The 24,407-nt window shown below is 63.7% G+C and carries 21 protein-coding genes and 1 pseudogene; 11 read left to right on the top strand and 11 right to left on the bottom strand.

The features are described from left to right. Positions 1-186 precede the first annotated feature (186 nt). Positions 187-1,671 carry a 4-hydroxy-3-polyprenylbenzoate decarboxylase gene (ubiD, locus tag F2P45_RS09435; RefSeq protein WP_166873310.1) on the bottom strand — a complete coding sequence of 495 codons (1,485 nt, stop codon included), beginning with the start codon at positions 1,669-1,671 and terminating at the stop codon, positions 187-189. 569 nt (positions 1,672-2,240) lie between these two features. Here ubiD and F2P45_RS09430 point away from each other — a divergent pair. After that, on the top strand, positions 2,241-3,026 hold the full coding sequence (locus tag F2P45_RS09430) for a transglycosylase SLT domain-containing protein (protein ID WP_308613422.1): 786 nt from the start codon (positions 2,241-2,243) through the stop codon (positions 3,024-3,026). A gap of 316 nt (positions 3,027-3,342) precedes the next feature. Here the strand turns inward: F2P45_RS09430 and nusB are convergent, their stop codons facing one another. The 3 genes from nusB to ribBA all read right to left on the bottom strand — a co-directional run bounded on the left by nusB (position 3,343) and on the right by ribBA (position 5,598). Then, a complete protein-coding gene (gene nusB, locus F2P45_RS09425) occupies positions 3,343-3,813 on the bottom strand; it encodes a transcription antitermination factor NusB (protein WP_166873304.1) in 471 nt (156 codons plus the stop codon). A gap of 84 nt (positions 3,814-3,897) precedes the next feature. Further along, complete coding sequence (gene ribH / locus F2P45_RS09420; RefSeq protein ID WP_166873301.1) at positions 3,898-4,377, bottom strand: 6,7-dimethyl-8-ribityllumazine synthase; 480 nt, start codon at positions 4,375-4,377, stop codon at positions 3,898-3,900. A 51-nt stretch (positions 4,378-4,428) separates the two neighbouring features. Further along, on the bottom strand, positions 4,429-5,598 hold the full coding sequence (gene ribBA, locus F2P45_RS09415; RefSeq protein WP_166873298.1) for a bifunctional 3,4-dihydroxy-2-butanone-4-phosphate synthase/GTP cyclohydrolase II: 1,170 nt from the start codon (positions 5,596-5,598) through the stop codon (positions 4,429-4,431). 351 nt (positions 5,599-5,949) lie between these two features. Here ribBA and F2P45_RS09405 point away from each other — a divergent pair, with 351 nt between their 5' ends. After that, positions 5,950-8,880 carry a two-component system response regulator gene (locus F2P45_RS09405; RefSeq protein ID WP_229504987.1) on the top strand — a complete coding sequence of 977 codons (2,931 nt, stop codon included), beginning with the start codon at positions 5,950-5,952 and terminating at the stop codon, positions 8,878-8,880. Positions 8,881-8,916: 36 nt separating this feature from the next. Continuing rightward, positions 8,917-11,913: a M16 family metallopeptidase gene (locus F2P45_RS09400; protein WP_166873295.1), complete on the top strand. Its 2,997-nt coding sequence runs from the start codon at positions 8,917-8,919 to the stop codon at positions 11,911-11,913. 24 nt (positions 11,914-11,937) lie between these two features. On the opposite strand, the gene F2P45_RS37235 is transcribed toward F2P45_RS09400, so the two are convergent. Next, positions 11,938-12,477: a hypothetical protein gene (locus tag F2P45_RS37235; protein WP_223164702.1), complete on the bottom strand. Its 540-nt coding sequence runs from the start codon at positions 12,475-12,477 to the stop codon at positions 11,938-11,940. Between the two features lie 305 nt (positions 12,478-12,782). Here F2P45_RS37235 and F2P45_RS37230 point away from each other — a divergent pair. The 7 genes and pseudogenes from F2P45_RS37230 to F2P45_RS09365 form a co-directional block, all read left to right on the top strand. Continuing rightward, positions 12,783-13,343: pseudogene (locus tag F2P45_RS37230) on the top strand (hypothetical protein); the annotation flags it as partial. Positions 13,344-13,388: 45 nt separating this feature from the next. After that, positions 13,389-13,652 carry a DUF2345 domain-containing protein gene (locus F2P45_RS36090; RefSeq protein ID WP_166873289.1) on the top strand — a complete coding sequence of 88 codons (264 nt, stop codon included), beginning with the start codon at positions 13,389-13,391 and terminating at the stop codon, positions 13,650-13,652. An 11-nt stretch (positions 13,653-13,663) separates the two neighbouring features. Next, complete coding sequence (locus tag F2P45_RS09385; RefSeq protein WP_166873286.1) at positions 13,664-14,782, top strand: DUF2169 family type VI secretion system accessory protein; 1,119 nt, start codon at positions 13,664-13,666, stop codon at positions 14,780-14,782. After that, the gene (locus F2P45_RS09380) at positions 14,779-15,858 is read left to right on the top strand and encodes a hypothetical protein (protein ID WP_166873283.1); all 1,080 of its coding nucleotides are present in this window, start codon (positions 14,779-14,781) and stop codon (positions 15,856-15,858) included. Before F2P45_RS09385 ends, F2P45_RS09380 begins: the two co-directional genes overlap by 4 nt. Positions 15,859-15,884: 26 nt before the next feature. Then, positions 15,885-16,277, top strand: coding sequence for a DUF4150 domain-containing protein (locus tag F2P45_RS09375; RefSeq protein ID WP_166873362.1), 393 nt, complete (start codon positions 15,885-15,887; stop codon positions 16,275-16,277). A gap of 11 nt (positions 16,278-16,288) precedes the next feature. Further along, positions 16,289-17,086 (top strand): hypothetical protein, encoded by a 798-nt coding sequence (locus F2P45_RS09370; protein ID WP_166873280.1) that lies wholly within the window; start codon positions 16,289-16,291, stop codon positions 17,084-17,086. Between the two features lie 9 nt (positions 17,087-17,095). Beyond that, complete coding sequence (locus F2P45_RS09365; RefSeq protein WP_166873278.1) at positions 17,096-18,076, top strand: beta propeller repeat protein; 981 nt, start codon at positions 17,096-17,098, stop codon at positions 18,074-18,076. Positions 18,077-18,151: 75 nt separating this feature from the next. Here the strand turns inward: F2P45_RS09365 and F2P45_RS09360 are convergent, their stop codons facing one another. The 3 genes from F2P45_RS09360 to F2P45_RS09350 form a co-directional block, all read right to left on the bottom strand. Beyond that, positions 18,152-20,098: a S9 family peptidase gene (locus F2P45_RS09360; protein ID WP_223164700.1), complete on the bottom strand. Its 1,947-nt coding sequence runs from the start codon at positions 20,096-20,098 to the stop codon at positions 18,152-18,154. 201 nt (positions 20,099-20,299) lie between these two features. Continuing rightward, entirely contained in the window at positions 20,300-20,728 is a 429-nt protein-coding gene (locus tag F2P45_RS09355; protein ID WP_166873274.1) for a CopD family protein, read from the bottom strand. Then, the gene (locus F2P45_RS09350) at positions 20,725-21,045 is read right to left on the bottom strand and encodes a DUF3817 domain-containing protein (protein ID WP_166873272.1); all 321 of its coding nucleotides are present in this window, start codon (positions 21,043-21,045) and stop codon (positions 20,725-20,727) included. Before F2P45_RS09350 ends, F2P45_RS09355 begins: the two co-directional genes overlap by 4 nt. A 139-nt stretch (positions 21,046-21,184) precedes the next feature. On the opposite strand from F2P45_RS09350, the gene F2P45_RS09345 reads away from it, so the two are divergent. Further along, a complete protein-coding gene (locus F2P45_RS09345; RefSeq protein ID WP_166873269.1) occupies positions 21,185-22,123 on the top strand; it encodes a GlxA family transcriptional regulator in 939 nt (312 codons plus the stop codon). A gap of 11 nt (positions 22,124-22,134) precedes the next feature. Here F2P45_RS09345 and F2P45_RS09340 read toward each other — a convergent pair whose 3' ends face one another. From F2P45_RS09340 to ribD, 3 genes are all read right to left on the bottom strand, one after another. Beyond that, a complete protein-coding gene (locus F2P45_RS09340; protein WP_166873266.1) occupies positions 22,135-22,620 on the bottom strand; it encodes a GNAT family N-acetyltransferase in 486 nt (161 codons plus the stop codon). A 63-nt stretch (positions 22,621-22,683) separates the two neighbouring features. Beyond that, positions 22,684-23,313 (bottom strand): riboflavin synthase, encoded by a 630-nt coding sequence (locus F2P45_RS09335; protein ID WP_166873264.1) that lies wholly within the window; start codon positions 23,311-23,313, stop codon positions 22,684-22,686. A 6-nt stretch (positions 23,314-23,319) separates the two neighbouring features. Next, positions 23,320-24,396 carry a bifunctional diaminohydroxyphosphoribosylaminopyrimidine deaminase/5-amino-6-(5-phosphoribosylamino)uracil reductase RibD gene (gene ribD, locus F2P45_RS09330; RefSeq protein WP_187367158.1) on the bottom strand — a complete coding sequence of 359 codons (1,077 nt, stop codon included), beginning with the start codon at positions 24,394-24,396 and terminating at the stop codon, positions 23,320-23,322. Positions 24,397-24,407 lie beyond the last annotated feature (11 nt).

Below are 24,407 nucleotides of genomic sequence, written 5' to 3'. Positions count from 1 at the left end.
CTAATGCGTTGGCGCTCTTTCGGTACGGCGGTGCGACGCCAGCATGATCGCGCTGGACGAAACCGCAAGAATACAACTATACCAACAAATGATCCACTCGAACATGCCATGAAACATGTCGCCGCCCTTGCCCGACTGGGCCAGGTGCATCCTCCACGCGCGCCAGATCGCCGCCACCGGCGATGGCTACAGGCCCAGCTCGCCCCAGATCCGGTCCACCCTCGCCTTCACTTCCGGCGTCATGCTGATCGTGGTGCCCCACTCGCGGTTGGTCTCGCCCGGCCACTTGTTGGTGGCGTCGATGCCCATCTTGCTGCCCAGCCCGCTGACCGGCGAGGCAAAGTCGAGGTAATCGATCGGCGTGCTGTCGACCATCAAGGTGTCGCGCATCGGATCGACGCGCGTGGTGATGGCCCAGATCACCTCTTTCCAGTCGCGGATATTGACGTCTTCGTCGACTACCACGATGAACTTGGTATACATGAACTGGCGCAGGAAGCTCCACACCCCGAACATGACGCGCTTGGCGTGGCCGGCGTACTGCTTTTTCATCTGCACCACGGCCATGCGGTAGCTGCATCCTTCGGGCGGCAGGTAGAAGTCGGTGATTTCGCTGAACTGCTTTTGCAGCAGCGGAATGAAGACTTCGTTGAGCGCCACGCCGAGCACGGCCGGCTCGTCGGGCGGCTTGCCTGTATACGTAGAGTGATACACGGGATCGCGCCGCATGGTGATGCGGTCGATGGTGAACACCGGAAAACTGTCCTGCTCATTATAGTAACCAGTGTGGTCGCCGAACGGCCCTTCCAGCGCATGCTCGTAGCCGGTCGGATGGGTCGGATCGGCGTAAATATGTCCTTCCAGCACGATCTCGGCCGAGGCCGGCACGCGCAGCTCGCTGCCGATGGCCTTGGTCAACACCGTGCGGCTGCCGCGCAGCAATCCGGCGAACTGGTATTCGGACAGGCTGTCCGGCACCGGCGTGACCGCCCCGAGGATGGTGGCCGGGTCGGCGCCGAGGGCCACGGCCACCGGATACGGCTGCCCCTTGGTGGCAATGCCATGCTCGCGGAAGTCGAGCGCGCCGCCGCGGTGCGCCAGCCAGCGCATGATGACCTTGTTCGGACCGATCACCTGCTGGCGGTAGATGCCCAGATTCTGGCGCTTCTTGTTAGGGCCTTTGGTGATGACCAGCCCCCAGGTAATCAGGGGGGCGATGTCGCCCGGCCAGCAATGCTGGATCGGCAGGCGCGCCAGGTCGACATCGGCGCCTTCCCAGACGATATCGTGGCAGGCGGCCCCGCGCACTTCCTTGGGCGACATGTCCCACACGGCCTTGACCAGGGAACCGAGGCCCATCAGGTCCTTGAAGCCCTTGGGCGGTTCCGGCTCCTTGAGGCGCGCCAGGACATGGCCAATCTTGCGCAGCTCGCTCACATCGTCGGCGCCCATGCCGAGCGCGACCCGGCGCGGCGTGCCGAACAGATTGCCGAGCACCGGAATCGTATGACCGGTCGGTTTTTCGAACAAAATGGCCGGTCCGGCGGCCCGCAAAGCGCGGTCGCACACCTCCGTCATCTCCAAATAGGGCGAAACAGGCACGGAAATGCGCTTCAATTCGCCCATTTCTTGCATTTTCGTCATGAAATCGCGCAAGTCTACATAATTCATCTGGTTTTAATTCTTTTTTTCATGTGAGCATGGTTGTTGAATTCGCCATGGCAAGTTGTTGATTTCATAGGGCTTTGCTGCAATGCAGCACAAAAAGCTAGATCTAAAAGTAATATAGAATGTTTGTGTTAGTATTGACTTAGTATATACCCGCTTCTACAATTCGCCCTACTTGATGAGCAGGCGCTGTCCACGGATACGATTCTAGCCTGTCTCATAACTTCACGGGGTCGGGGCCCCAATGACATTTTAAGGAGTGTTTTCAATAGGCGTCTGCCTTCTCCCCCGAAAAAGTTGTTTAGCCACTGGTCCAATACCACAGGGAACGACCAGCTGAAGCAAGCAATGACGGCGTTAATCGCGTGCCCGAGCGGCGGCGATGGACGATATTTCTGATGCACGGCATTTGTCGGCCCGCTGCGCCAACGCGCGGTACAGGGACGGCTTTTTCCGCGACAAAGGGGAATTCGATGATACATCGTTTCAACGGGGCGACAGCAAAGCTCGCCCAAACAATGGCCAGCCAGCCAGTCACGTGGTCTTCCGTGAGCAAAACGGCGCGTGCTCTCCTGACCACGATGCAACACACACTGACGTTCTTTGGTGTTTCCGCACTGGCCATGATGGCCTTGCTCTACCTGCGCCCCGAACTGGCGCATGAAGCCTCGCAGTTGCTGGCCCAGCCAGTCAAGCCGGCGCCCGCCGTTGCGCGCGCGCCCGTGCAGGCGCCCGCGCTGTCGGCCCTGATGACCGCCCCCGCTCCGGCGGTGCTGGTCGACAACCAGCCGCCCATCCTGGCGCTCGACGACAAGGCCCTCAAGGCCAACCGCAAGCAGCAGGAATTTGTGACCACCTGGCTGTCCAAGCGCTACCGCGTTGCCGGCGACGCTGCCGATATGCTGGTCTCGACCGCCTATTCGACGGCGCGCGAAATCAAGCTCGACCCGCTGCTGATCCTGGCGGTCATGGCGATCGAATCGGGCCTCAATCCTTTCGCGGAGAGCCCGGTGGGCGCGCAGGGGCTGATGCAAGTGATGTCGAAGATTCACCACGAAAAGTTCCAGGATATGGGCGGAACCCGGGCTGCGCTCAATCCGGTGGCCAATATCCGCGTCGGTTCGCTGATTCTCAAGGAATACGTGAAACGCGGCGGTTCGGTCGAAGCCGGCCTGAAGACGTATGTGGGCGCCGCCGCCTTCGAAACCGACCAGGGCTATGGTTCGCGCGTGATGAACGAGTATCAGAAGCTCAAGCTGGTAGCGAGCGGCAAGAAAGTGCCGACGTTTACCGCGCCGGCCGCGCCGAAACCGGTCATGGTCGAGAAGGCATCGCAGGAGCAGATCGCCGGCCTGTGATTGCCGCACACTATATATATAGTGGATATGAAAAAGCCCGATGCTTGCATCGGGCTTTTTTGTGGGCGGAACGCTTGCGGCGGAGCTAGCACCGGGGTCAGACCCCTAAGAGAAAAACCGGGGTCTGACCCCCTAGGAGTCTGCGCGGCAGAAGCTCGTCGGCCGAAACGGGTGGAGAAAAGTCCCACTCCCCACCCATTTCTCGGTCGTAGGTGCGCCGTCGCGCACCTACCTACGGCTACAGACCTCAAAAGTGGGTGTGAATTGGGTTCTTTTCCCACCCGTTTCGCCTCGACTCCTTCTGCCGCGCAGACTCCTAGCGGCGGGTGTCGCCCGCGACTTCGTCGGCGCGCAGTTTCGGGGCCAGCTTGTCGAGTACGCCATTGACGTACTTGTGGCCGTCGATACCGCCGAACGACTTGGTCAGCTCGACCGCTTCGTTGATGACAACGCGATACGGAATATCCAGGTTGTTTTTCAGCTCGAACGCGCCGATCAGCAGCACCGCGTGCTCGATCGGGGACAGCTCGGCCACGCCGCGGTCGATCAGCGGCGCAAACGCTTCGCGCAAGGCCACCGAATCCTTGATCGCGCCATACAACAGCACCGCAAAGTGGTCGGCGTCGGCTTTTTCGAAGCCGTGCGCGGCGCGGATGTTGTTCACGACCGTGGTGGCGTCTTCATTGTTCAGCAGCCACTGGTACAGTCCCTGCAAGGCGAACTCGCGCGCCCGGTGACGCGGCGTGCGGTTCTTGCTGGGATTGGCGTGCAAAGTTTTCTCTGTCATGTTCTTACCTTCTTCTTACCGTTTATTCTTAACGACGTGTTCTTGACGATGTGTTCTTGACGATATATTGCTGACGGCCCCAAATCAGTCTTCGTCGGCTTGCAGCTCTTCGAGCGCGATCAGCAGATTGGCCATTTCGACGGCGCAGCGCGCAGCTTCCGCCCCTTTTTCCGCCATGCGCACTTCAGCCTGCTCGTCGTTCTCGGTGGTGAGCACGGCATTGGCGATGGCGATGCCGTAGTCGAGGCCGATGCGGGTGATGCCGGCGCCCGATTCGTTCGAGACCAGCTCGAAGTGGTAGGTTTCGCCGCGAATGACGGCGCCGAGCGCGACCAGCGCGTCGAACTGCTGGGTCTCGGCCATTTTTTGCAGCGCCAGCGGGATTTCGAGCGCGCCCGGCACGGTGACGTGCAGCACGTCTTCGTCGGCCACGCCCAGGTGCTTGAGTTCAGCCAGGCAAGCCGACAGCAGGCCGTGGCCCACATCGGCGTTAAAACGCGCCTGGACGATCCCAACGCGCAGGCCTGCACCGGTCAGATTGCTTTCATAAGTTCCTACGGTCATGGCAGACCCCTTCTATATATATGTATGTGATTGAGTATGGAGTGTACCGCTTCAGGCGGCTGCCTTGGCGGACGGCTCGCTTGGCGACGCGCTTGGCGACGCGCTCTGCGACGCACTGTCCGGCTTGGCGCGATAGCCGGTCACTTCCAGGTCGAAACCGGTCATCGATGGCATTTTGCGCGGGCTGGCCAGCAATTCCATCTTGCCTACGCCCAAGTCCTTGAGGATCTGGGCGCCGATGCCATAGGTGCGCAAGTCCATGCTGGCGGCGCGCCCGGTCGGCTTGCTGTTGGCGTCGAGGGCGGCGAACTGGGCAAACAGCTGGTCGGCCGTCTCGCCGCAGTTGAGCAGCACCATGACGCCACGGTCGGATTGCTTGATCGCCTGCATCGACGAGGCCATGGTCCACGAGTGGGTGGTCGCTTCGCTGTCGAGCAGGTCGAGGATGGAGACCGGCTGGTGCACGCGCACCAGCGCGTCCAGGTTCGGCGCCAGGTCGCCATGCACCATGGCCAGGTGGGCCGAGCCGCTCGGCTTGTCGCGGAAGGCGATCAGGCGGAATTCGCCGTAGGCGGTCTGCATGGCGCGCTCGGCGATGCGCTCGACCAGGCATTCGTTCTGCCCGCGATAGTGGATCAGGTCGGCGATGGTGCCGATTTTCAGATTGTGTTCCCTGGCAAATTCGAGCAAGTCCGGCAGGCGCGCCATGGTGCCGTCGTCCTTGAGGATTTCGCAGATGACCGAGGCCGGCGTCAGGCCGGCCATCTCGGTCAGGTCGCAGCCGGCTTCGGTGTGGCCGGCGCGCATCAGCACGCCGCCGCGCTGGGCCTTGAGCGGGAAAATGTGGCCTGGCTGCACAATATCGGCCGGGCTGGCGTTCTTGGCCACCGCCACCTGGATGGTCTTGGCGCGGTCGGCTGCCGAAATGCCGGTGGTCACGCCTTCGGCCGCTTCGATCGAGACCGTGAAGTTGGTGCCGTAAAAGGTGCCGTTGCTCGACGTCATCATCGACAGGTTGAGCTGCTTGCAGCGTTCTTCGGTCAGGGTCAGGCAGACCAGGCCGCGCGCGTGCTTGACCATGAAATTGATGGCTTCGGGCGTCACGAAATCAGCCGCCAGCACCAGGTCCCCCTCATTTTCGCGGTCTTCTTCATCGACCAGGATGACCATGCGCCCTGCGCGCAATTCTTCGACGATTTCGGGGGTACTGGAGATTGACATGACATGATCCTCGGATACGGAAAGCTGCTGGAGCGTAATCCGCTATTTTAAAGGATTTACCCGACTTCAACTGAGCTAAGCTTGGGAAGATATTCGCCGCCCACGCCGCCGGCACTTGTCGGCAAGCTAATTCGTTGCACTGGGACAACAATATGCTTGAAATGATAAGGGAATGTTACGCTTTTCAAAACGAGCCGAAACAAATTTCGGGAGCGCGCGCCGACCTGCATTATCATCACTGCAGGCCTCGCCTTCCGTCTTTTGCCTGCCGGAGCGTGGCCCGGAGCCACTAATGCCAGCACGCTTTCACGACCACCCCCGCGCACGATCCTGGCAACCGGAGCATGGCGTATGTCCACGATCCTGATTGTCGACGACCGGCCGTCGAACCGGCGCTACCTGAGCGCCCTGCTCGGCCACACCGGCCACCGCCTGCTCGAAGCCTACGATGGCGCCCACGCGCTGGCGCAGGTGCGCGCCGAGCGTCCGGACCTGATCATCACCGACATCCTGATGCCGGCCATGGACGGCTACGAATTCGTGCAGCAGCTGCGCGCCGACCCGGAACTGGCCGCCACCCGCGTGATTTTTTACTCGGCCATCTACGCGGTCAGCGAAACGACGGCGCTGGCGCGCAGCTGCGGCGTGTCGCGGGTGCTGGCCAAGCCGGCCGACCCGGACGACATCCTGGCCGCGGTGCACGGCGAACTGGGACTGGCGCACCAGGCGGCCGAGCGCGGCGGCGCACCCGCGCCCAGCGCGCCGGCGCCGAACATGGACCTGGACCTGGGCAGCAGCGTCGACGACGCCCTGGTATCGGCGCGCCAGGCGCTCGGCGCCCTGCTCGAGCGCCACGAAGTCGCCAATCCGACCCTGGGATCCGACCTGGCCACCCTGCTGGGGGAACGCATGAGCGGCCTGCGCAGCCTGGCCGCGCGCCTGGGCGCCCTGGAAGAAATGGGCCTGCGCCTGGCCGGCGAGCGCAATCCCGACACCATGCTCGGCGTGTTCCTGCAGGCGGCCGGCGCGATCCTGGACGCCGAGTGCGTGGCCGTGTGCCTGCTCGACAGCGGCGAACAGCGCGTGCGCCACCTGGGCGTGCAAGGGGTCGCGCGCGACGTGCTGTGCGACGCTGCGCTCGAGCGCGAGCGCCTGCCCGGCGCCCTGCTCGACCAGCCGCTGGCGCTGCGCGTGCAGGGCCAGGCCGCCCTGCCGGACGGCCATCCGGCGGTGGGCGCCTTTCTGGGCCTGGCCATCCGCGACCGCAACCAGCTGTATGGCTGGATGTACTGCACGCGCGCGAGCGGGGCGGAACCGTTCAGCCACGAAGACGAACGCATCGGCGTCACGCTCGGCGCGCAGCTGGCGGTGGCCTACGAAAACCTGTGCCTGTACGAAGTGGTACAGCGCCACGCCGCCCAATTGCAGCTGGAAGCGGCCGCGCGCCAGCAGGCCGACCGCGCCCTGCGCGACAGCGAACAGCGCCTGCGCCTGTCGGCCCGCATCCTCGAGAGCACGCAGGAAAGCATCATGATGACGGACGCGAACGCCGACATCATCGCCGTCAACCCGGCCTTCGAACACATTACCGGCTACAGCGAAGCGAGCGTGTTGGGGCGCAATCCGCGCCTGCTGCGCTCCGGGCGGCACGACAGCGCCTTCTACCGCGCGATCTGGGCCAGCCTGCTGACCACCGGCCAGTGGCGCGGCGAGATCTGGAACCGCCGCAAGAACGGCCAGGTGTACCCGGAGCGGATCAGCATCAACGCGGTGCGCGGCGCCGGCGGCGAGATCGATGCCTACGTCTCGGTATCGAGCGACATCAGCGCGCTGAAGGCGGCGCACCACCAGGTCGACTTCCTGAGCAACCACGATCCACTGACCCTGCTGCCGAACCGCTCGGTGCTGACCGAACGGATGCAGCAGGCGATCGCCTCGGCGCGCCACGGCGACCGCCAGATCGCCCTGCTGCTGTTTAACATCGACCGCCTGCAACGCATCAACGACAGCCTGGGGCACGAAGCCGGCGACGCCCTGCTGCGCGAAGTGGCGCGCCGCGCGGGCCTGCTGGCCGGCCCGGCCGACTCGCTGGCGCACCTGGGCAGCGACGAATTCGTGCTGCTCCTGACCGAATGCCTGGACTCGGACGCCATCATCGTCGCGGTGCGGCGCCTGATCGACGAAATTGCGCAGCCGTTCCATGCCGACGGCCACGAACTGATCGTCACCACCAGCGTCGGCATCAGCATTTATCCGCGCGACGGCGCCAATCCGAGCGAACTGCTCAAGGCGGCCGACGTGGCGCTGTCGCACATGAAGGATGCGGGGCGCAACGGCTTCCGCTTCTTCAAGGGCGAGATGAACGCGCACGCGCTGCGCTGGATGGCGCTGGAAACGCACCTGCGCCGCGCCATCGAGCGCAACGAACTGTCGCTGCACTACCAGCCGCAGGTCTCGCTGGGCGATGGCCGCATCTGCAGCATGGAAGCGCTGCTGCGCTGGAGCAGTCCGGAACTGGGCCAGGTCGGCCCGGGCGACTTCATCGCGCTGGCCGAGGACACGGGCCTGATCCTGCCGATCGGGAACTGGGTGATCCGCCAGGCCTGCCTGCAAAACAAGGCCTGGCAGGACGCGGGGCTGGCGCCGCTGCGCGTGGCGGTGAATGTGTCGGCGCACCAGTTCACGGCCGGCACGGTGCCGGCCGTGGTGCGCGAGGCGCTGCGCGAGTCCGGCCTGGCGCCGCAGTACCTCGAAATCGAACTGACCGAAAGCGTCATGATGCGCGACAGCGAAGCGGCCGAAGTGCAGCTGGCCGAACTGACCGGCATGGGCGTGTCGATCTCGCTCGACGACTTCGGCACCGGTTACTCGTCGCTCGGCTACCTGTCGCGCTTCATGCTCGACAAACTCAAGATCGACCAGAGTTTCGTGCGCAATATCATCACCGACCCGCGCAGCGCCGCCATCGCCCAGGCCACCATCGCGCTGGCGCACGGGCTGTCGCTGTCGGTGGTGGCCGAGGGCGTGGAGACGCAGGAACAGCTGGCCTTTTTGCAGCGCATCGGCTGCGACGAAGTGCAGGGCTACCTGTTCAGCCGTCCGCTGGCGGCCGACGCCATGGCGACGCTGATGGCGTCCGATGCGCGCCTGGCGCTACCGCCGCCGGCCGATACGCGCCCCCCTTCGCTGCCGGTGGCCCTACCGGCGTCCCTACCGGCGTCCCTACCGGCGTCCCTACTGGCGTCCCTACCGGCGTCCCTACCGGCGTCACCAAAGGAGTAAAATCCGCGCTCTACTAAAAACATTCCAGAGACGCTAATGAGCAAGTATTCCGTTCGATCCGCTTGTGCGGCCACCCTACTGATGGCGTTCGCACTGAGCGCCCAGGCAGCCATCAAGCTGGACGACGCGATACCGGCAGGCCCGCAGGTCAAGGTGGGCAAGCTGGCCAACGGTCTGACGTACTACATCCAGAAAAACGGCAAGCCCGAGAAAAAGCTCGAACTGCGCCTGGTCGTGAAAGCCGGCTCGATCCTGGAAGACGACGACCAGCAAGGCCTGGCCCACTTCACCGAGCACATGGCCTTCAACGGCTCGACCAACTTCAAGAAGCACGAACTGATATCGTACCTGCAATCGATCGGCGTGAAGTTCGGGGCCGACCTGAATGCCTACACCAGCTTCGACGAGACGGTCTACATCCTGCCGATCCCCACCGACAACCGGGACAACATCGACAAGGGCTTCCTGGTGCTGCAGGACTGGGCGGGCGGGCTGACCATGAACGCGGCCGACATCGACAAGGAACGCGCCATCATCCTGGAAGAACTGCGGCTTGGCAAAGGCGCGGCCGACCGCATGAACAAGGTGATCATGCCCAAGCTGTACAACGGCTCGCGCTACGCGCAGCGCATGCCGATCGGGCAGGAACACGTGATCAAGGGTTTCAAGCACGAAGCGATCCGGCGCTTCTACAAAGACTGGTACCGGCCCGACCTGATGGCGGTGGTGGTGGTGGGCGACATCGACCCGGTCGACGCCGAGCGCCTCGTCAAACAGCACTTCGGACAGTTGAAGAACCCGGCGCGGCCACGCGCGCGCACCTACGCCGCCATTCCCACGCGCGCCCATACCGAAGCGCTGGTGGTGACCGACAAGGAAGCGTCGTCGAATGCGCTGCTGATCCGCTATCCGGTGAAGGAAGCGATCGACAAGGGCACCTTCGGCGCCTACCGCGAAAAGCTGGTCGAAGCGCTGTTTGCCGGCATGCTGGGGCAGCGCATGCAGGAACTGGCGCAGCAAGCCAATCCGCCGTTCATGGCCGGCGCCAGCTCGGTCGGCAAACTCACGCCGCGCTACACCTCGTTCAACGCCTCGGCGGCGCTGGGCAAGGGCGGCGCCACGCCGGCCATCGACGCGCTGGTGCAGGAAAACGCGCGCACCCGCCAGTTCGGTTTCAGCGCCCAGGAATTCGAGCGGGCGCGCAAGAACATGATGCGCCAGTATGAACTGGCCTATAACGAGCGTGACAAGACCGACTCGGGCAGTTATGTCGGCGAATACGTGCGCAACTTCCTCGAACAGGAAAGCATTCCCGGCATCGTCAACGAATTCGCCTATGTGCGCGAGCTGCTGCCGGCGATTACCCTCGACGACATGAACCGCTACGCGCGCGCCACCATTCCCGGCGCCTCCGCCAAGCTGGTCGTCTACATGGGCAGCGCCAAGGCAGACAGCCCGGCGCCGACCAGCGCCGGGCTGCTGGCGGCGGTGGCGGCGGCCGAAAAAGTGACGGTGCACGCGCAGGAGCAAAAGACGCTGGCCACGGAACTGATGGACAAGCCGCCGGCGGGCGGGGCCATCGTCGCGCAGAGCGAAGACAAGGCGCTGGGCCTGACCCGTTTGACGCTCTCGAACGGGGTCAAAGTGATCCTCAAGCCGACCGACTTCCGCAACGACCAGGTGATGATGAGCGCCGCGCGCTTCGGCGGCCAGACCCTGTTCGGCGACGCCGACATCATCAACGCGCGCTACGCGAATGCGGTGGTGGGCACGATGGGACTGAAAGACTACTCCCCGCTCGACCTGCAAAAGATCCTGGCGGGGAAAGCGGCCACGGTCAGCCTCTCGCTTGGCAACCATATCGACGGCATCACCGGCAGCGCCGCCAACGACGACATCGAGACCATGCTGCAGCTGGTGTACCTGCGCATGACGGGCGTGCGGCGCGACGCGGACCTGTACAAATCCTTCATGGGCAAGCAGATCGAAGCGGCGCGCAACGCGATGGCGCAGCCGGAATCGGTGTTTCGCGACACCCTGGTGAGCACCATGTACCAGGACCACCCGCGCGTGGCGCGCACGGCGCGTCCGAGCGACTTCGACAAGTTCGATCTGGAGCGCGCGCTGGCGGTGTACCGCGCGCGCTTTTTCAGCGCGAAGGACATGACCTTCATTTTGGTCGGCAGTTTTGACATGGCCAAGGTCAAGCCGCTGCTGGCGACATATCTGGGGGCGCTGCCGGTGGGCGAGATCGAGGTGGGCTACAAGGATGCGGGGGTGCGTCCGGTGCGCGGCGTGGTGAAGAAGGAAGTGCGCAGCGGGACCGAAGCGAAAAGCAGCGTCTCGCTCAACTTCAGCGGCGAAGCGCCCTATTCGGACGACGAAGCGATGCGCTTCCAGGCGATGCTGGAAGTGATCAACATCCGCATCACCGACATCCTGCGCGAGAAGCTCGCGCTGATCTACGGCGGCGGCATGAACGGCAGCTTGAGCAAATACCCGTACGAGAATTACGTGGTGTCGGCATCGCTGCCGACCGGTCCGGAGAACGTGGACAAGGTGATCGCCGCCACGATGGCCGAGATTGCGCGCATGAAGGAACAAGGGCCGGACCTGGCGGACCTGAACAAGGTCAAGCAAAACTGGCTGCAGAACCACCAGAAGTCGCTGCGCGAGAACGGCTACTGGCTCAACCGCCTGCAAGCGGCGCAGCTGCAAGGAAGCGATCCGGCCGAGATCCTGGCGTATCCGAAAAAAGTGGCCGCCATCACCCCGGAGCAACTGAAACAGGCCGCGCAGCGCTACTTCGACATGAACAATTATGTGCAGGTAGTGCTGTACCCGGAAAAAAAATATACCCCACCCCGGTGTCACCCCGGTGTCACCCCGGTGTCAGGTCTGACATTCGGACACGAACTCGGCCTTAACTCGCTGTCAAACCCGGTGTCAGGTCTGACATTCGGACACGAGCCCGGCCTTAAATGTGCGGCAGCGGCACTTACAGCAGAGGTCGTGTCCGAATGTCAGACCTGACACCGGCTTGACACCGGCTTAATGTCAGACCTGACACCGGCTTTGCCCAGTATTACTGTTAGTAGCGGTGCGCTGTGAAAAGTTTATATTACGATATGCTTTCACGGTGCCAATGTGACCAATCCTGCGATCGTCGCGCAACACGTTACCGATGTGGCCACAACATGGTGGCGACGACGCCGTGAGTCGGCCGATGTCCGGCTGCGTTTCGATCAACTCGTCGATATCGATGGCGTAATCGATGCCCATCTGGATGGCCTCTATGAAGCCGGCGATGCCGGCATGGCGCTGGCCAAAGCGGCGTACGACAAGGCCGCCGCGCGCCGATGCTTCGATGTCGGCGCCGACGCGTTTGTCTTGTTGTCCATCGCCTTCCTCGACGACGATCGCGAGGCGATGGATGATGCCATCGCCAGCCTGGCCGGCAAGCCCGGATTTTCCGATGCCGTTCACGGCGCCCTGGCATGGTTCGACTCGGCCGCTGCCGCCAGCCTGATTGCTGAAAAAATCAGCTCCGGAAATGGCGTCTTGCGCCATGCCGCCCTCGCCCATTGTCACCTTCATGCCGCAATCGCGGACGATGCGCTGCTGGCCGGCACCGCCTCACCGGGCGCCGCCGAATTCGATGCGATCGCACACTGCGGGAGAGCCGGCCTCTTACCTGGCGTAGCGAGCTTTCTCGGCACAGCCACGCCCGAGGACCCAGCGTTTTTCAGTGCGGCCCGATGCGCATTGCTGCTCGGTGAGCGCGATGGGTCGATTCCGTCCTTGCAGTCCTGTGCGGCGTCGCAAGGCGCGCATGCTTCGGAGGCCGTAAAGCTGCTTTGCCTTGCACTGTCGGGCAGCCAATTACAAGAACACATGGCGCGATGGAAGCAATGCGCCGAACAGCGCGCGCTGACGATTCAAGCGGCCGGATGGAACGGCGACCCGGCCGATATCCCCTGGCTGATTGCGCAGCTCGACGACAGCGCCGAGGCCAGACTGGCTGGCGAGGCGATGCGCCTGATTACCGGCCTCGATCTGGATGCCAACAAGATGGTGCGCGCAGAACCTCGGGCGGGCGCGGACAGTACACCGGCGTACCCCCTGCCGGATCGCGCCCGGTTGACAGCCTGGTGGACGCCAATGCGCAGTTTTACCCGAGCGGTGTGCGGTATCTGCTGGGCAGGCCTGTATCCGATTCGTGGATTACGCATATTTTATCGACCGGCGAACAGGCGCATCGCGGGCTGGCGACGCTTCACCGCGCACTTGCCCACCCGGGCGCGCCGGCCGCGAAGCGCCGGGACGCATGTAACGAACCTGGCATCGTCATTGGCACGCTGGCGGGTTTCGATGCCGACGGCGCTCCCCTGGTACAAGCCGGCGGCAGACCCGCCATTGCCGCGCTGTCCCTGGTCGAGCTTCGGCAGGAGCATATCGGCGCACGCATCGCCTTGCAGTTCGAAGGCGCCGACCTCGGGTCCCCCGTCGTGATGGGTATTGTCCGGGCGCCCCGGGCGAAGGAGGATCGCGCCGGTGGCGGGACGCCGGCCGCCTTGTCGGGAGCACCATTGCAGGTATCGGCCGATGACGGAGAAATCGTGCTGGTCGCGCATCGCCGGATGACGCTCATGTGCGGTGCGGCCTCGATCACGCTTGACGCGCAAGGCAATATTGAAATCAGGGGTAAGCATATCCTTTCTCGCGCAGCGGGTCAGAACAGGGTCAAGGGCGCTTCCGTTTCATTGAACTGACCGGGGATGGCATGAACCTCACCAATCACACCAGGTTCGCCGCGGGCTACACAACGATGCACGACAAGGCGGGAAGCGAGTGCCTGGTGGTGGTGGTGGTCAAGGCCACGTTTCGCTTGCCTTGCGCTGGCGAGCTGCCGGAGCCGATGGATGAACAGGTACCGATCACCCTGGCCGACACGGCCACCGGCGAACCCGGTTCGAGCGCGCCGGAATACGAGTGCGATTACTGCCTGGCCAAGCCGATGGTCGATGTTCTTCTGCTGGGCAGTGCTTACGCTCCACGCGGTGTTGCGGCGGACGTGGTGCCGGTAGGGCTGCGGGTCGGGAGCATGTCCAAGGCATTCAATGTGCTCGGCAAACGCCAGTGGCGCGCCCACCTGTTCGGCGCGCTGGTCGGCATCGGCAAGCCGGAACCGTTTATCAGGCAGTCCATCAGCTACGACATTGCGTACGGCGGAATGGAGGCCGGCCCGGAGGAGGACGCCGATCGCCTGGTCTATGTTCGCAACCCGGTTGGCTGCGGCTATCACCCGCAGCGCACATTTGCGCACGGCTTGCCGGTGGCGCGGACCGAATCGCCGTCCGACCCGGTGACCAGCCCAAGGGGAACGTATGCGCCACTGAGTTTTGGCCCGCTGGGCCGCCATTGGGAGCCACGCGTCAAGTACGCAGGCACGTACGACGCGAACTGGCTGGAACAGGTTTTTCCATTTTTGCCGCCTGATTTCGACGCGCGCTATTTTCAGAGCGCGCCGGAAGATCAACGCTTAGCGCAGCTTGGCGGCGGTGAAGCCGTGATCCTGGTGAACCTGACGCATCCGGCGTTGACGCCATCGGGCCGGCTCGCATTCACGCTTCCCGACCTGGCCATGTGCGTGACGCTGACACCGCGCGTGGGAAGCCAGGAACACGTGGACGCGCGTGCGGACACACTCGTTTTCGAGCCGGACAGGCAGCGCTTCACGGTCGTGTGGCGGGTGGTCAGACAGCTGGACAACGATATCCTGCGGTTCAGCGGCATCGAGATCGGCGAGCGTCCACAAGGCCACGTCGTTACCATTGCTCTGGAGGTGTTGGCCGGTGAATTTCCATCCCGGCGGCGCGACAGCGCCGGGGGCGCGCCATGACCGCACCGCTTGCCCTGCTGCGCACCGGTGCGGTGACCTGCGTGGGACTGAACGCGCCGTCCACCTTCGCGGCACTACGCACGAGGCTCAATAACTTTCACGACCTGACATTCATCGATCCCCGTGGCGAGCCGATGACGGCGGGACTGGTCACGCTGGGGCAGGAAGCCGACCGGGGGCCGGCCATCGACAAGCATGCCGCCATGCTGGCGCGTGCGATCGGTGAATGCCTCGACGGTCTGGCGCATCCGGATACGCGCGATATCCCGCTGCTTCTATGCGTCGCCGAAGTGACGCGGCCGGGACGCGTCGCTGCGCTCGATGCCGGTTTGCGTCCGGCCCTGGAGGAAGCGCTCGGTCGTCACTTCTCGCCGCAGTCGCGGGTGTATGCGTACGGCCAGGCCGGCGCCGCGATCGCCCTCAACGACGCGTTCGCGCTGGCCGGGGCGCATCCGTTCGTGCTGATTGCCGCCGTCGACTCCTATGTCGGTGCGGGTACTTTGCTGGCGATGCATGGCGCCGGACGGGTGCTCTCGTCGGTCAATACGCACGGGTTCATTCCGGGGGAGGCAGCGTGCGCGGTGCTGGTGGCGCGGCCCGATCAGGTATCGCAGCTTGCGCCACGATGGAGCAACAGGCAGCGGGCGTCTTCGTCCGCGTCGGGCGCAACCTTGTTTTGCACGGGCCTGGGGATCGCGCACGAATTGGCCATTATCGGGGGTGCGGCACCGAACAGGGCGCTCGCCATGAGCGACGCGATCAGGACTTCGCTGGGTGGATTGCCGCCAGATTCGGGCGCGGTCGGCTTGCGCATCAGCGGCCAGTCCAGCGAAGACTTCTACGCCAAGGAACTCGCGCTGGCGGCGGCGCGCACGAATGTCTGCGGCACGCCGTTATGGATGCTGGCCGATAGCCTCGGCGAGACCGGAGCGGCGGCCGGGTTGCTGGCGCTCGCGTGGGCTTACGCCGCCGCGCACAAGGGCTATGCACCGTCGTTCAACATGCTGTGCCTGATGGCGAGCGATGAAGGCGAACGCAGTGCCGCCCTGCTTAGTTTTGGAGAGTTTTCAGCCTGATCATAACGGAGGAATCCAGGATGGCCATGTTCCGAATTTACGCCAATAGCATGTCCATCGCGGGCAAGGCCTCCAAGGCGGGGATGAGCACCGCGGCCTTCCCCGACGTCTGCGGCAGCCCGCCCGGACCGGCCAGGATCGGCGTCCCCGTCCCCTACCCCAACACGGCAAAGATCAGCGATCTGGAAAACGGCTCGACCAGTGTCTTCATGTACGGCGAACCGGTCGCGCTGCGCGACAAGAGCCGGATTGCGACCAGTACCGGCAACGAGCCTGCCACCGAGGCGTTCAGGAAGGGGATCAAGAGCGGCGCCATCAAGGGCAAGGCCTACTTTCTGTCGTGGTCGCCGAACGTGTTCGTCGAAGGGTACAACGTGCCGCGACACCTTGACCTCATGAGCCATAACCATAAAACTTAAGAGCGGCGAACATGTCTATCCTGGTTCGTGGGGCTGTCGGGCAGCAGGCGGGAGCCGGCGTGCTGGTGAGAAAAGGACCGCCGAGATTACCGGCGCCACGGCCGCCGGGCGGCTTTCCGATAGACGAGTTGCCACAGCCAGCCAGTCCGGGGGCGGCGCCACCGGGACCGGTGTTGCTGGGTCCTGCGGAACATTATGCGGCGCTGATGGGTTTGTTGAATATCCTCGCCAACCGGTTCAAGGACAATAAGAACGATGAGGAAGACGACAAGTGCAAGATCTATTCGTATAAGGACAGGGATAAAGAGTGTCCGGGCGGACGTTCGCATCACATCGTTCCGGACCGCTGCTGGCGTTCCCCTGGAACCCGGAGACAGAGAACCGGGATCATATCTTATGGAACTGTAATCGATCAGCTTCTGGATAAATATCTGTCAAGCCGGGGCGGCGGGTATTATTATGCGAAAAAGATGGACGACGATAAAGGTCAGTGTATTTGCGTTTCGGAAGAACAGCATGCTGCCATACACAAAATCTACGATTACAACGAAGAAATCGTCGGCCAAAATGCCGATCCACAATGGACATCCACGCTGGAAAATCTTGAAGCGGTCGGATCGGATGCAGCATCGATCGTTACAGGTTGCAACATGCAAAAAATCAGGACTACGCTACGAACGCGACATGAAGCTCTCGGATTAGATGAAGATTTACTACTTAGAGCTGACCCACGCGGTAAAAGTGGATTAACAATGCAAAAATTTGGGGAAGCACTATCACGCGCCAGCAAAATGAAACCGTCTAACTAGGAGTATATTTTGGCAAAAAGCGCTGCATCATTAGAATTCCTAGATGGCTGCATTATTGAAAAAGACTACTTTTTCTTTTCAACCCGATTGGACATCCAACCGTTGGATGAGTACGATCACGGTCGAATTATGTGGTTCGAATCCGGGAGGTGGTTTTATCAGGACAGAAACTGGCAGGTAAGTGCAGTCTGCGTCTTGGCAAACACGGTATCAAAAGAAGACCGCGCTTATGTCACTCTGGAAGAGGGAAGTGGGGTCGTTGGGTTTTACATTCCGGGCAGGAAGAAAGATGTGATCGACGAAGATTTGCCAGGTGGAGAGCATGGACACGGCATCGCTTCTTTGACAGATATCTCGCAAGTCGGAGGAAATCTTTATCTGTGTGGGTACGGTGGCAGAGTGATGCGCCGCGTCGACGGAAAGTGGGAGCCCTTCGACAAGGGATTGAAGGCGTTGACCTTTGGGGATTTTCTGCAACGAGGCATGACCGTCCCGGATGCGCTACAAGCAGCCGCTCCCACCCAGCGCGACTTGACCGCAATCAACGGTTTTTCTGAGGACGACATTTACTGCGTTGGCCGCGAAGGCTTAATTTTTCATTTTGATGGACAGATATGGTTTCAAATAGAAAAACCGACGAATGTAGACTTGAATTGCGTTCACTGTGCCGAAGATGGCTTTGTTTATGCGGCAGGCAACAGGGGCGTGTTAGTCCAAGGCAAAGGTAACAATTTCCATGCTCTGGCTACTGGCGTGCATGACGATTTTTACGCGGCAACATGGTTTGACGACCATCTTTATGTAGGTGGTCTGAAAGGTCTATACCGTCTGGAAAAAGACGGATTGCGATATGTGGACACCGGCGAGGGAAGCTTCAAATGCAGGGCGCTGGATTCCTGCGCTGGGCAAATGTTAGTGGTTGCAAAGCGCTGGCTGGCTGTGTTCGATGGACTGAACTGGAAGCGCATTGATCATCCCGACAACATCTGACCCCACCGCTCAATCACGCTTGCAATCTGGCGAGCGTGCCGGGCGCCGCACGGAATCCGGCACGCTCACCCTTCCCTACTTGAGATAGCGCTCGAACCACGCCACCGTGCGCGCACGCTGGTCGCGCTGGTGCTCGGGCTTGCGGATCGCGTGGCCTTCGCCATCGTAGATCACCAGCGCGGTCGGCGTGCCCATGGCGCGCAGGCCGTGCCAGAACTCCATCGATTGCACCGCCGGCGTTTCCACATCGCGCTCGCCCACGTACAGCAAGGTCGGCGTCTTTGCGGCCTTGATCGACTCGATCGGCGAGGCCGCCCGGTACACCGCCGGGTCGTCGTAGGCCGAGGCGCCGAAGAAGGGAATCATCCACTGATCGATGCCGTTCTGGCCGTAGTAGCTGATCCAGTTGGCGATCCCGGCGCCGGCCACCGCGGCCTTGAAGCGGTCGCTGTGGGTGACGCCCCACATGGTCATGAAGCCGCCGTAGGAGTGTCCCATCAAGCCGAGACGGCCCGTGTCCACTGGCGCGGTTTTGGCGGCGGCGTCGATGCCGGCCAAAATATCGCGCCAGTCGCCGCCCCCGAAATCGCGCTTGTTGGCGCTGCTGAAGGCAATGCCCTGGCCGAAGCTGCCGCGCGGGTTGGGCAAGAAAACGTAATACCCTTTGCGCGCGAGGTCGCGCAGCAGCGGGTTGGCCTGTTCGCCGTTGGAGACGAAGCGCGGCGAAGCGGCCGATGCCGGCCCACCGTGCACCTGCACCACCATCGGATATTTTTTGCCCGCTTCGATCGCCAGCGGTGCGAGCAGCCAGCCCTGCATCCTGAAGCCGTCGTTGGTCCATTCGACGCTGCTGGCGCGTACCTGCGGCGCAAAGCCGTCGTTGTCGCGCGTGATGGCGGCCAGTTGCGGCAGGCGTCCGGCGACGATGCGCGGTGCGCGCGCGAAGTCTTCGTGGACGGAAGCGGCAACGGCGCCGTCGGCGCTGAAGACGAAGCGGCCCTGGCGCGAACCGGTGGCGCCGACGGCGCCCGACCAGAGCGTGCGCGTGCCGCGCTTGACCGGATCGATGGCGAGCACCGCGTGCTCGCTGCCGACCAGCGCCGAGGCGATCAAGTGCTTGCCCTGCCAGGCCAGCGCGTTGAAGGAGCCGGCAAAGCGCGGAGTGACGTTGTGCGGTTCGCCGCCGGCCAGCGGCACGGTAAACACATCGCCGCCGACCGAGCCGAAGTCGCTCATGAGCCCCGCGATGAAGGCGACGCTGCGCCCGTCGGGCGAGACGCGCGGAATATTCATCTGCATCTTGGGAGCGGCCAGCACACGCAGCGCGCCGCTGGCGATGTCGACGTGGCCGAGCGTGGCGACCCACCAGTTGTTGTCGCCATTGCCCTTGGCGCTGGTGACGGCGAAGCCTTTGCCGTCCGGGGTCCAGTCGTATTCGTAAATATAGCTGTCAGGTGGCGACACCATGGTCAGTTCGCCGCCGTTGGCGGGGACCAGGGCAAGGCGCTGGGCGTCTTCCTGCACGCCGATTTCGCCGACCTGGCGTGCCCCGGCTTCGACAGCGCCGGCGAGCTTTTTGGCGCCCGGCGTGGCGAGCAGCGAAATGCGCTTGCCTTCGGGCGACCAGCGCGCGGTGCTGGCCACGCCCTTGACGACGGCCACCGGAGCGGCGCCCGCCGCACCGGCGATGTAGACGGTGGCGGTACCGGCCTTGGCGTCGGCGCTGATGAACACCAGCGATTGCCGGTCGGGCGACCAGGCGGGATGGTCGTAGATGCAGGTGGCGCACGGGTCGTACTGGGCGACGATGGCGCCGCTGGCGGCGTCGCGCACGACCACGACCGCGTGCGGGCGCACCGGCAGAGCGCCCGGGTCGAGCGATTCGAGGGCGGCGATGCGCTTGCCGTCGGGCGTGATCGCCAGGGCGCGGTAGTCGCGCAGGGCCGCCGGCTCGGCAGCCAATGCGGGGGCAATCGCGCCGGCCATCATGACCGAGAACAGGACTGTGTGGAGTTGTGACATAGTGAGTGGAGGTAGGTGAGATTTCTGCCGGCTCTTGCAAGAGACAGGCAATGATCGGCCAGGAAGCCTGGGACGACGCTTTCAGCGGCTTCAATATATACGATTGCGCAGTGCGCTACCAAGGCTTGCCGCGCCCTTTTTGTATCAGGCCAGTACAGAGCACCGGCGACGTCCATGCTGCCGCCGCGCCACTCGTCACCCTCAGCCCGGTTTTAGCACGACCAGAAAAACAATCGCGCTCACGCCGCACAGCACCACGGCGCTTGCGTGGCGCAGCCAGGCGGCCGGAGGGCGGGCCGGATTGTCGAGCATGCGCCGCAGGCTGCCTGACTGAATGTCGTGTACGGCCGACAAGGCAAGCACCAGCGCCAGCTTCAGATTCAGCCAGGGCATCATCGACCAGTGTCCCTGGCTGGCCAGCCCGAGTCCGCAAGCCCACGCCAGCAGCATCGCCGGAGCGATCAGGCGCCGGTCCCAACGCACCGCGGCGCCGATCACGCTGCGCTCGTCCGGCAACAGCGGCAAGCGCTGGCGGACGACGGTGCGCAACAAGAATGCCTGCATCAGCACGCCGCCGATCCACGTCATCACGGCGACGATATACAGCGCTTTCAGGAGCAGGTAGATCATGCGGCCGGCCCGGCCAGCGCGGCGGCCTTGCGCTTGACCAGGCCGATGCTGAACCAGGCGCCGAGCGGCAGCATGGCGCAGCCGATCAGTTGCGCGACTTCGGTGCGGGTCCAGTCGTCGGCCGTGACGTTGCTGGTGACGGTCGAGAGATAATAGAGAAATGCCATGCCGTGCAGCGGCCCCATCAGCGTCACCAGGCCGGATTGGCCGGCAAGATGCTTGAGCGGTACCGCGATGCCGAGCAGTAGCACCAAGGTCGCCCCTCCCCATAGGGCCGCGTGGCGTATGCGTTCCAATTGCTTCAGTCGTGAGTCCATGGTCCCCCTTTGGGTTGAAGCAGGATTATGGGGACGCGGTGGCCGGCTGAACATTGGCCGGATTGCCATATTGCGCAAGGATTGAGCCAAACCCGTTGCCAGGACTGACACGTTTGCATACGACCGCTAGAATTGCGCCATGCATAAAATTGTCATTCTGGCGCCGCATGGCGTCATCCCATTCGACCTGGCCACAGCGTGTGACATTTTCGACCGCGTTCATGTGCCGGGCTTGCCTGTAGCGTACGAGGTGCTTGTGTGCGGCGAAGCGCCCTCGGTCGCGGCCAGGCTGTTCGACCTGCACACACGCTTTCATCTGGGCCACGCGGCCGGGGCGCATACCGTGATCGTTCCGGGCATCGACGATATCGACGCGCCGGCCTCGGAAGCGGTGCTGGCGACCATCAGGAATGCCGCCGCAAGCGGGGCGAGGATCGCGTCGATTTGCACCGGCGCCTTTCTGCTGGCGGCGAGCGGCTTGCTGGACGGCCAGCGCGCCACAACGCACTGGCTGGCGGCAAGCGAACTGGCGCGGCGCTTTCCGGCGGTGAGCGTGGATCCGAACGTGCTGTTCGTCGACAACGGCAAGGTACTGACCTCGGCCGGGGCTGCGGCCGGACTCGACCTGTGCCTGCATCTGGTGCGGCGCGACTACGGGGCCGCGGTCGCTGCCGATTCCGCGCGCGCAGCGGTGATGCCGCTCGAACGTGGCGGCGGGCAGTCGCAGTTCATCGTGCATCCGGAGCCGTCGTCGTCGCTGGCGCTGCAGCCGGTGCTGAAATGGATGGAGTCGCAATTGCATCGCGGATTGACGCTGGAGGCCATCGCCGCGCATGCCGCGCTGAGCAAACGTACGCTCAGCCGGCGCTTTCTGGAGCAGACCGGCACCTCGCCCCTGCAATGGCTGCTTGGCGCGCGGGTGCGGCGCGCCCAGTCCCTGCTGGAGACGAGCGCGCTGTCAATCGAGCAGGTTGCCAACGCGACTGGATTCGGTACCAGCGCCGCCTTGCGCGCATGTTTCAGCAAACAGGTCGGGACCAGTCCCCAGCAGTACCGGCAAAGTTTCCGGCCGCGCTGAGGGACTGCCGGTCAAGCGTGGGCAGTTCCTGGCTCCTGTCCGGCCCCGTCCAGGCGGATTTGCGCAACCATCTCGCCATCCTCATCCAGGCCGGTTTCGACGAAGCCCAGGCTGCCGTAAAACGTTTTTGCGATCGGGTTGCCGGGCACGTAGCAGATGTGAATCGCGGCAGCGCCCGGACGGTTGCGGATTTCATCGAGCAACAATTCGATGGCGCGCCGCCCGTAGCCTTTGCCCTGCTCGCCGCTGGCAATCATGAAGCGGAAGATACTGTACTCATCCGGCTTGCCATCGTCGTCATTCGACGCATACAACATGAAGCCGACCGGCGTGTCGCCCAGATAGATGGCGCGTGTGAAGAAGCTGTCAGGGTAGAAACTGGCCTGGGCGATGGAATAGGCATTGCTGGCCAGGTAGTCCTGCTGCTCGGGCAGCAGGGGCAGCTCGATGATGGCGTGGAAATTGTGTTCGGTGACAGCTTGCAGGGTAATCGTCATGCGCTTCCGTTCGGTTCTAGTAAGACTGGCGGCGCAACACGGGTGCACCGCCGGGGATGCCGGTCAGGCCTTGCCGACCGAGAGCATGCGCTCGACGTAGCGGGCGATCAGGTCGATTTCCAGATTGACCTTGCTGCCGGCGCGCAAGTGCTTGAGCGTGGTGACCGAGATCGTGTGCGGAATCAGGTTGATCGAGAAACGGCACAGCTTGCCCGAGGCGGCGTCCAGGTCTTGCACCCGGTTCACGGTCAGCGAGACGCCGTTGATGACGACCGAGCCCTTGAAGGCGAGGAACTTGGCCAGGTCGTGCGGGGCGTCGATGACCAGCTCCCACGATTCGCCCACGGCTTCGAAGCGGTGCACCAGCCCCAGCCCGTCGACGTGGCCGGACACCAGGTGCCCGCCCAGGCGTTCGGCCAGGGTCAGCGCTTTTTCAAGGTTGACTTCGCCCGGGGCGTCGAGACCGACCGTGCAGTTGAGGCTTTCGCGCGAGACGTCGACACTGAAGGCGCTGTCGGTCTTGGCGACCACGGTCATGCAGGCGCCGTTGATGGCGATCGAGTCGCCCAGGGCGACGTCGGCCAGCGGCAGGCCGCCGGCGTCGATGTCGAGGCGCACGCCTGCGTCGAGGCCGCCTTCGAGTGGTTGGACGGAGCTGATCTTGCCGACGGCGGCGACGATTCCTGTAAACATGCTGGTCTATTCCTTGGTATGGGTAAAGCGGGCGAGGATGCGCAGATCCTCGCCCAGCGGGGCAATATCGTGAAAACGCAGGCGCTTTTGCTGGTCGAGGCTGGTCAAGGCGGGCAGCGCGAACATGCCCTGGGCTTCGCCCAGCAGGCTCGGCGCAAGGTAGACCAGCAGTTCGTCGACGCAGCCTTCGCGGATCATCGATCCGTTGAGCTTGGCGCCGGCTTCGACGTGCAGTTCGTTAATGTCGCGCCGGCCCAGCTCGCGCATCAGGGCGGGCAGGTCGACCTTGCCGCTCTCGTTGGGCAGCAGGATGACGTCGTGGCCGGCGGCGCGCAGCTCGGCTTCCTTGGCGGGATCGGGCACGGCGGCCACGATCCAGCTCGGCGCACCGGCGAGAACGCGGGCGGCGGGATCGATCTCGAGCTTGCTGTCGACAATGATGCGGCGCGGCTGGCGCGTGGTTTCCACGGCGCGCACGTTCAGTTGCGGGTCGTCGGCCTTGACCGTGCCGATGCCGGTGAGAATGGCGCAGGCGCGCGCGCGCCAGGCATGGCCATCGGCACGCGCTTGCGGACCGGTGATCCACTGGCTGGCGCCATTGTGCAGGGCCGTCATGCCGTCGAGGCTGGCGGCGGTCTTGAGGCGGACCCATGGCAAGCCGCGCTGCATGCGCGACAGAAAGCCGATGTTCAGTTCGCGCGCCTCGGCTTCGTGCAGTCCGGAACTGACGGCGATGCCGGCCGCCGCCAGCTTGGCCAGCCCTTGCCCGGCGACCAGCGGATTGGGGTCGACCATGGCGGCGACGACGCGGCCCAGGCCGGCGCGCACCAGAGCATCCGAACACGGTGGCGTGCGTCCGAAATGGTTGCACGGTTCCAGGGTGACATAGGCGGTGGCGCCGCGTACGTCGTTACCGCGGGCCTCGGCGTCGCGCAGGGCCTGGACTTCGGCGTGGGCCTGTCCGGCCGGTTGCGTGTGACCGGCGCCGATGACCACGCCGTCGCGCACGATCACGCAGCCGACACGCGGGTTCGGCGAGGTGGTGTACAGCCCTTTGGCGGCCCAGTCGAGGGCCAGGCTCATGGCTGCTGAAT

This window comes from Massilia mucilaginosa (genome assembly GCF_011682145.1).
GTDB lineage: Bacteria > Pseudomonadota > Gammaproteobacteria > Burkholderiales > Burkholderiaceae_D > Telluria_A > Telluria_A mucilaginosa.
The sequence above is the reverse complement of the archived record's forward strand: the minus strand, read 5'-3'. Positions and strand labels throughout refer to the sequence as shown.

Excerpts from the sequence above, each read along its gene's own strand:
- F2P45_RS09335 (WP_166873264.1), bottom strand. The coding sequence starts at position 23,313 with ATGTTTACAGGAATCGTCGCCGCCGTCGGCAAGATCAGCTCCGTCCAA.
- F2P45_RS09355 (WP_166873274.1), bottom strand. The coding sequence starts at position 20,728 with ATGATCTACCTGCTCCTGAAAGCGCTGTATATCGTCGCCGTGATGACG.
- F2P45_RS09405 (WP_229504987.1), top strand. The coding sequence starts at position 5,950 with ATGTCCACGATCCTGATTGTCGACGACCGGCCGTCGAACCGGCGCTAC.
- F2P45_RS09375 (WP_166873362.1), top strand. The coding sequence starts at position 15,885 with ATGTTCCGAATTTACGCCAATAGCATGTCCATCGCGGGCAAGGCCTCC.
- F2P45_RS09345 (WP_166873269.1), top strand. The coding sequence starts at position 21,185 with ATGCATAAAATTGTCATTCTGGCGCCGCATGGCGTCATCCCATTCGAC.
- F2P45_RS09400 (WP_166873295.1), top strand. The coding sequence starts at position 8,917 with ATGAGCAAGTATTCCGTTCGATCCGCTTGTGCGGCCACCCTACTGATG.
- ubiD (WP_166873310.1), bottom strand. The coding sequence starts at position 1,671 with ATGAATTATGTAGACTTGCGCGATTTCATGACGAAAATGCAAGAAATG.
- ribD (WP_187367158.1), bottom strand. The coding sequence starts at position 24,396 with ATGAGCCTGGCCCTCGACTGGGCCGCCAAAGGGCTGTACACCACCTCG.
- F2P45_RS09360 (WP_223164700.1), bottom strand. The coding sequence starts at position 20,098 with ATGTCACAACTCCACACAGTCCTGTTCTCGGTCATGATGGCCGGCGCG.
- ribH (WP_166873301.1), bottom strand. The coding sequence starts at position 4,377 with ATGACCGTAGGAACTTATGAAAGCAATCTGACCGGTGCAGGCCTGCGC.
- F2P45_RS09370 (WP_166873280.1), top strand. The coding sequence starts at position 16,289 with ATGTCTATCCTGGTTCGTGGGGCTGTCGGGCAGCAGGCGGGAGCCGGC.
- F2P45_RS09380 (WP_166873283.1), top strand. The coding sequence starts at position 14,779 with ATGACCGCACCGCTTGCCCTGCTGCGCACCGGTGCGGTGACCTGCGTG.
- F2P45_RS37235 (WP_223164702.1), bottom strand. The coding sequence starts at position 12,477 with ATGAAGGTGACAATGGGCGAGGGCGGCATGGCGCAAGACGCCATTTCC.
- nusB (WP_166873304.1), bottom strand. The coding sequence starts at position 3,813 with ATGACAGAGAAAACTTTGCACGCCAATCCCAGCAAGAACCGCACGCCG.
- F2P45_RS09350 (WP_166873272.1), bottom strand. The coding sequence starts at position 21,045 with ATGGACTCACGACTGAAGCAATTGGAACGCATACGCCACGCGGCCCTA.
- F2P45_RS09340 (WP_166873266.1), bottom strand. The coding sequence starts at position 22,620 with ATGACGATTACCCTGCAAGCTGTCACCGAACACAATTTCCACGCCATC.
- F2P45_RS09385 (WP_166873286.1), top strand. The coding sequence starts at position 13,664 with ATGAACCTCACCAATCACACCAGGTTCGCCGCGGGCTACACAACGATG.
- ribBA (WP_166873298.1), bottom strand. The coding sequence starts at position 5,598 with ATGTCAATCTCCAGTACCCCCGAAATCGTCGAAGAATTGCGCGCAGGG.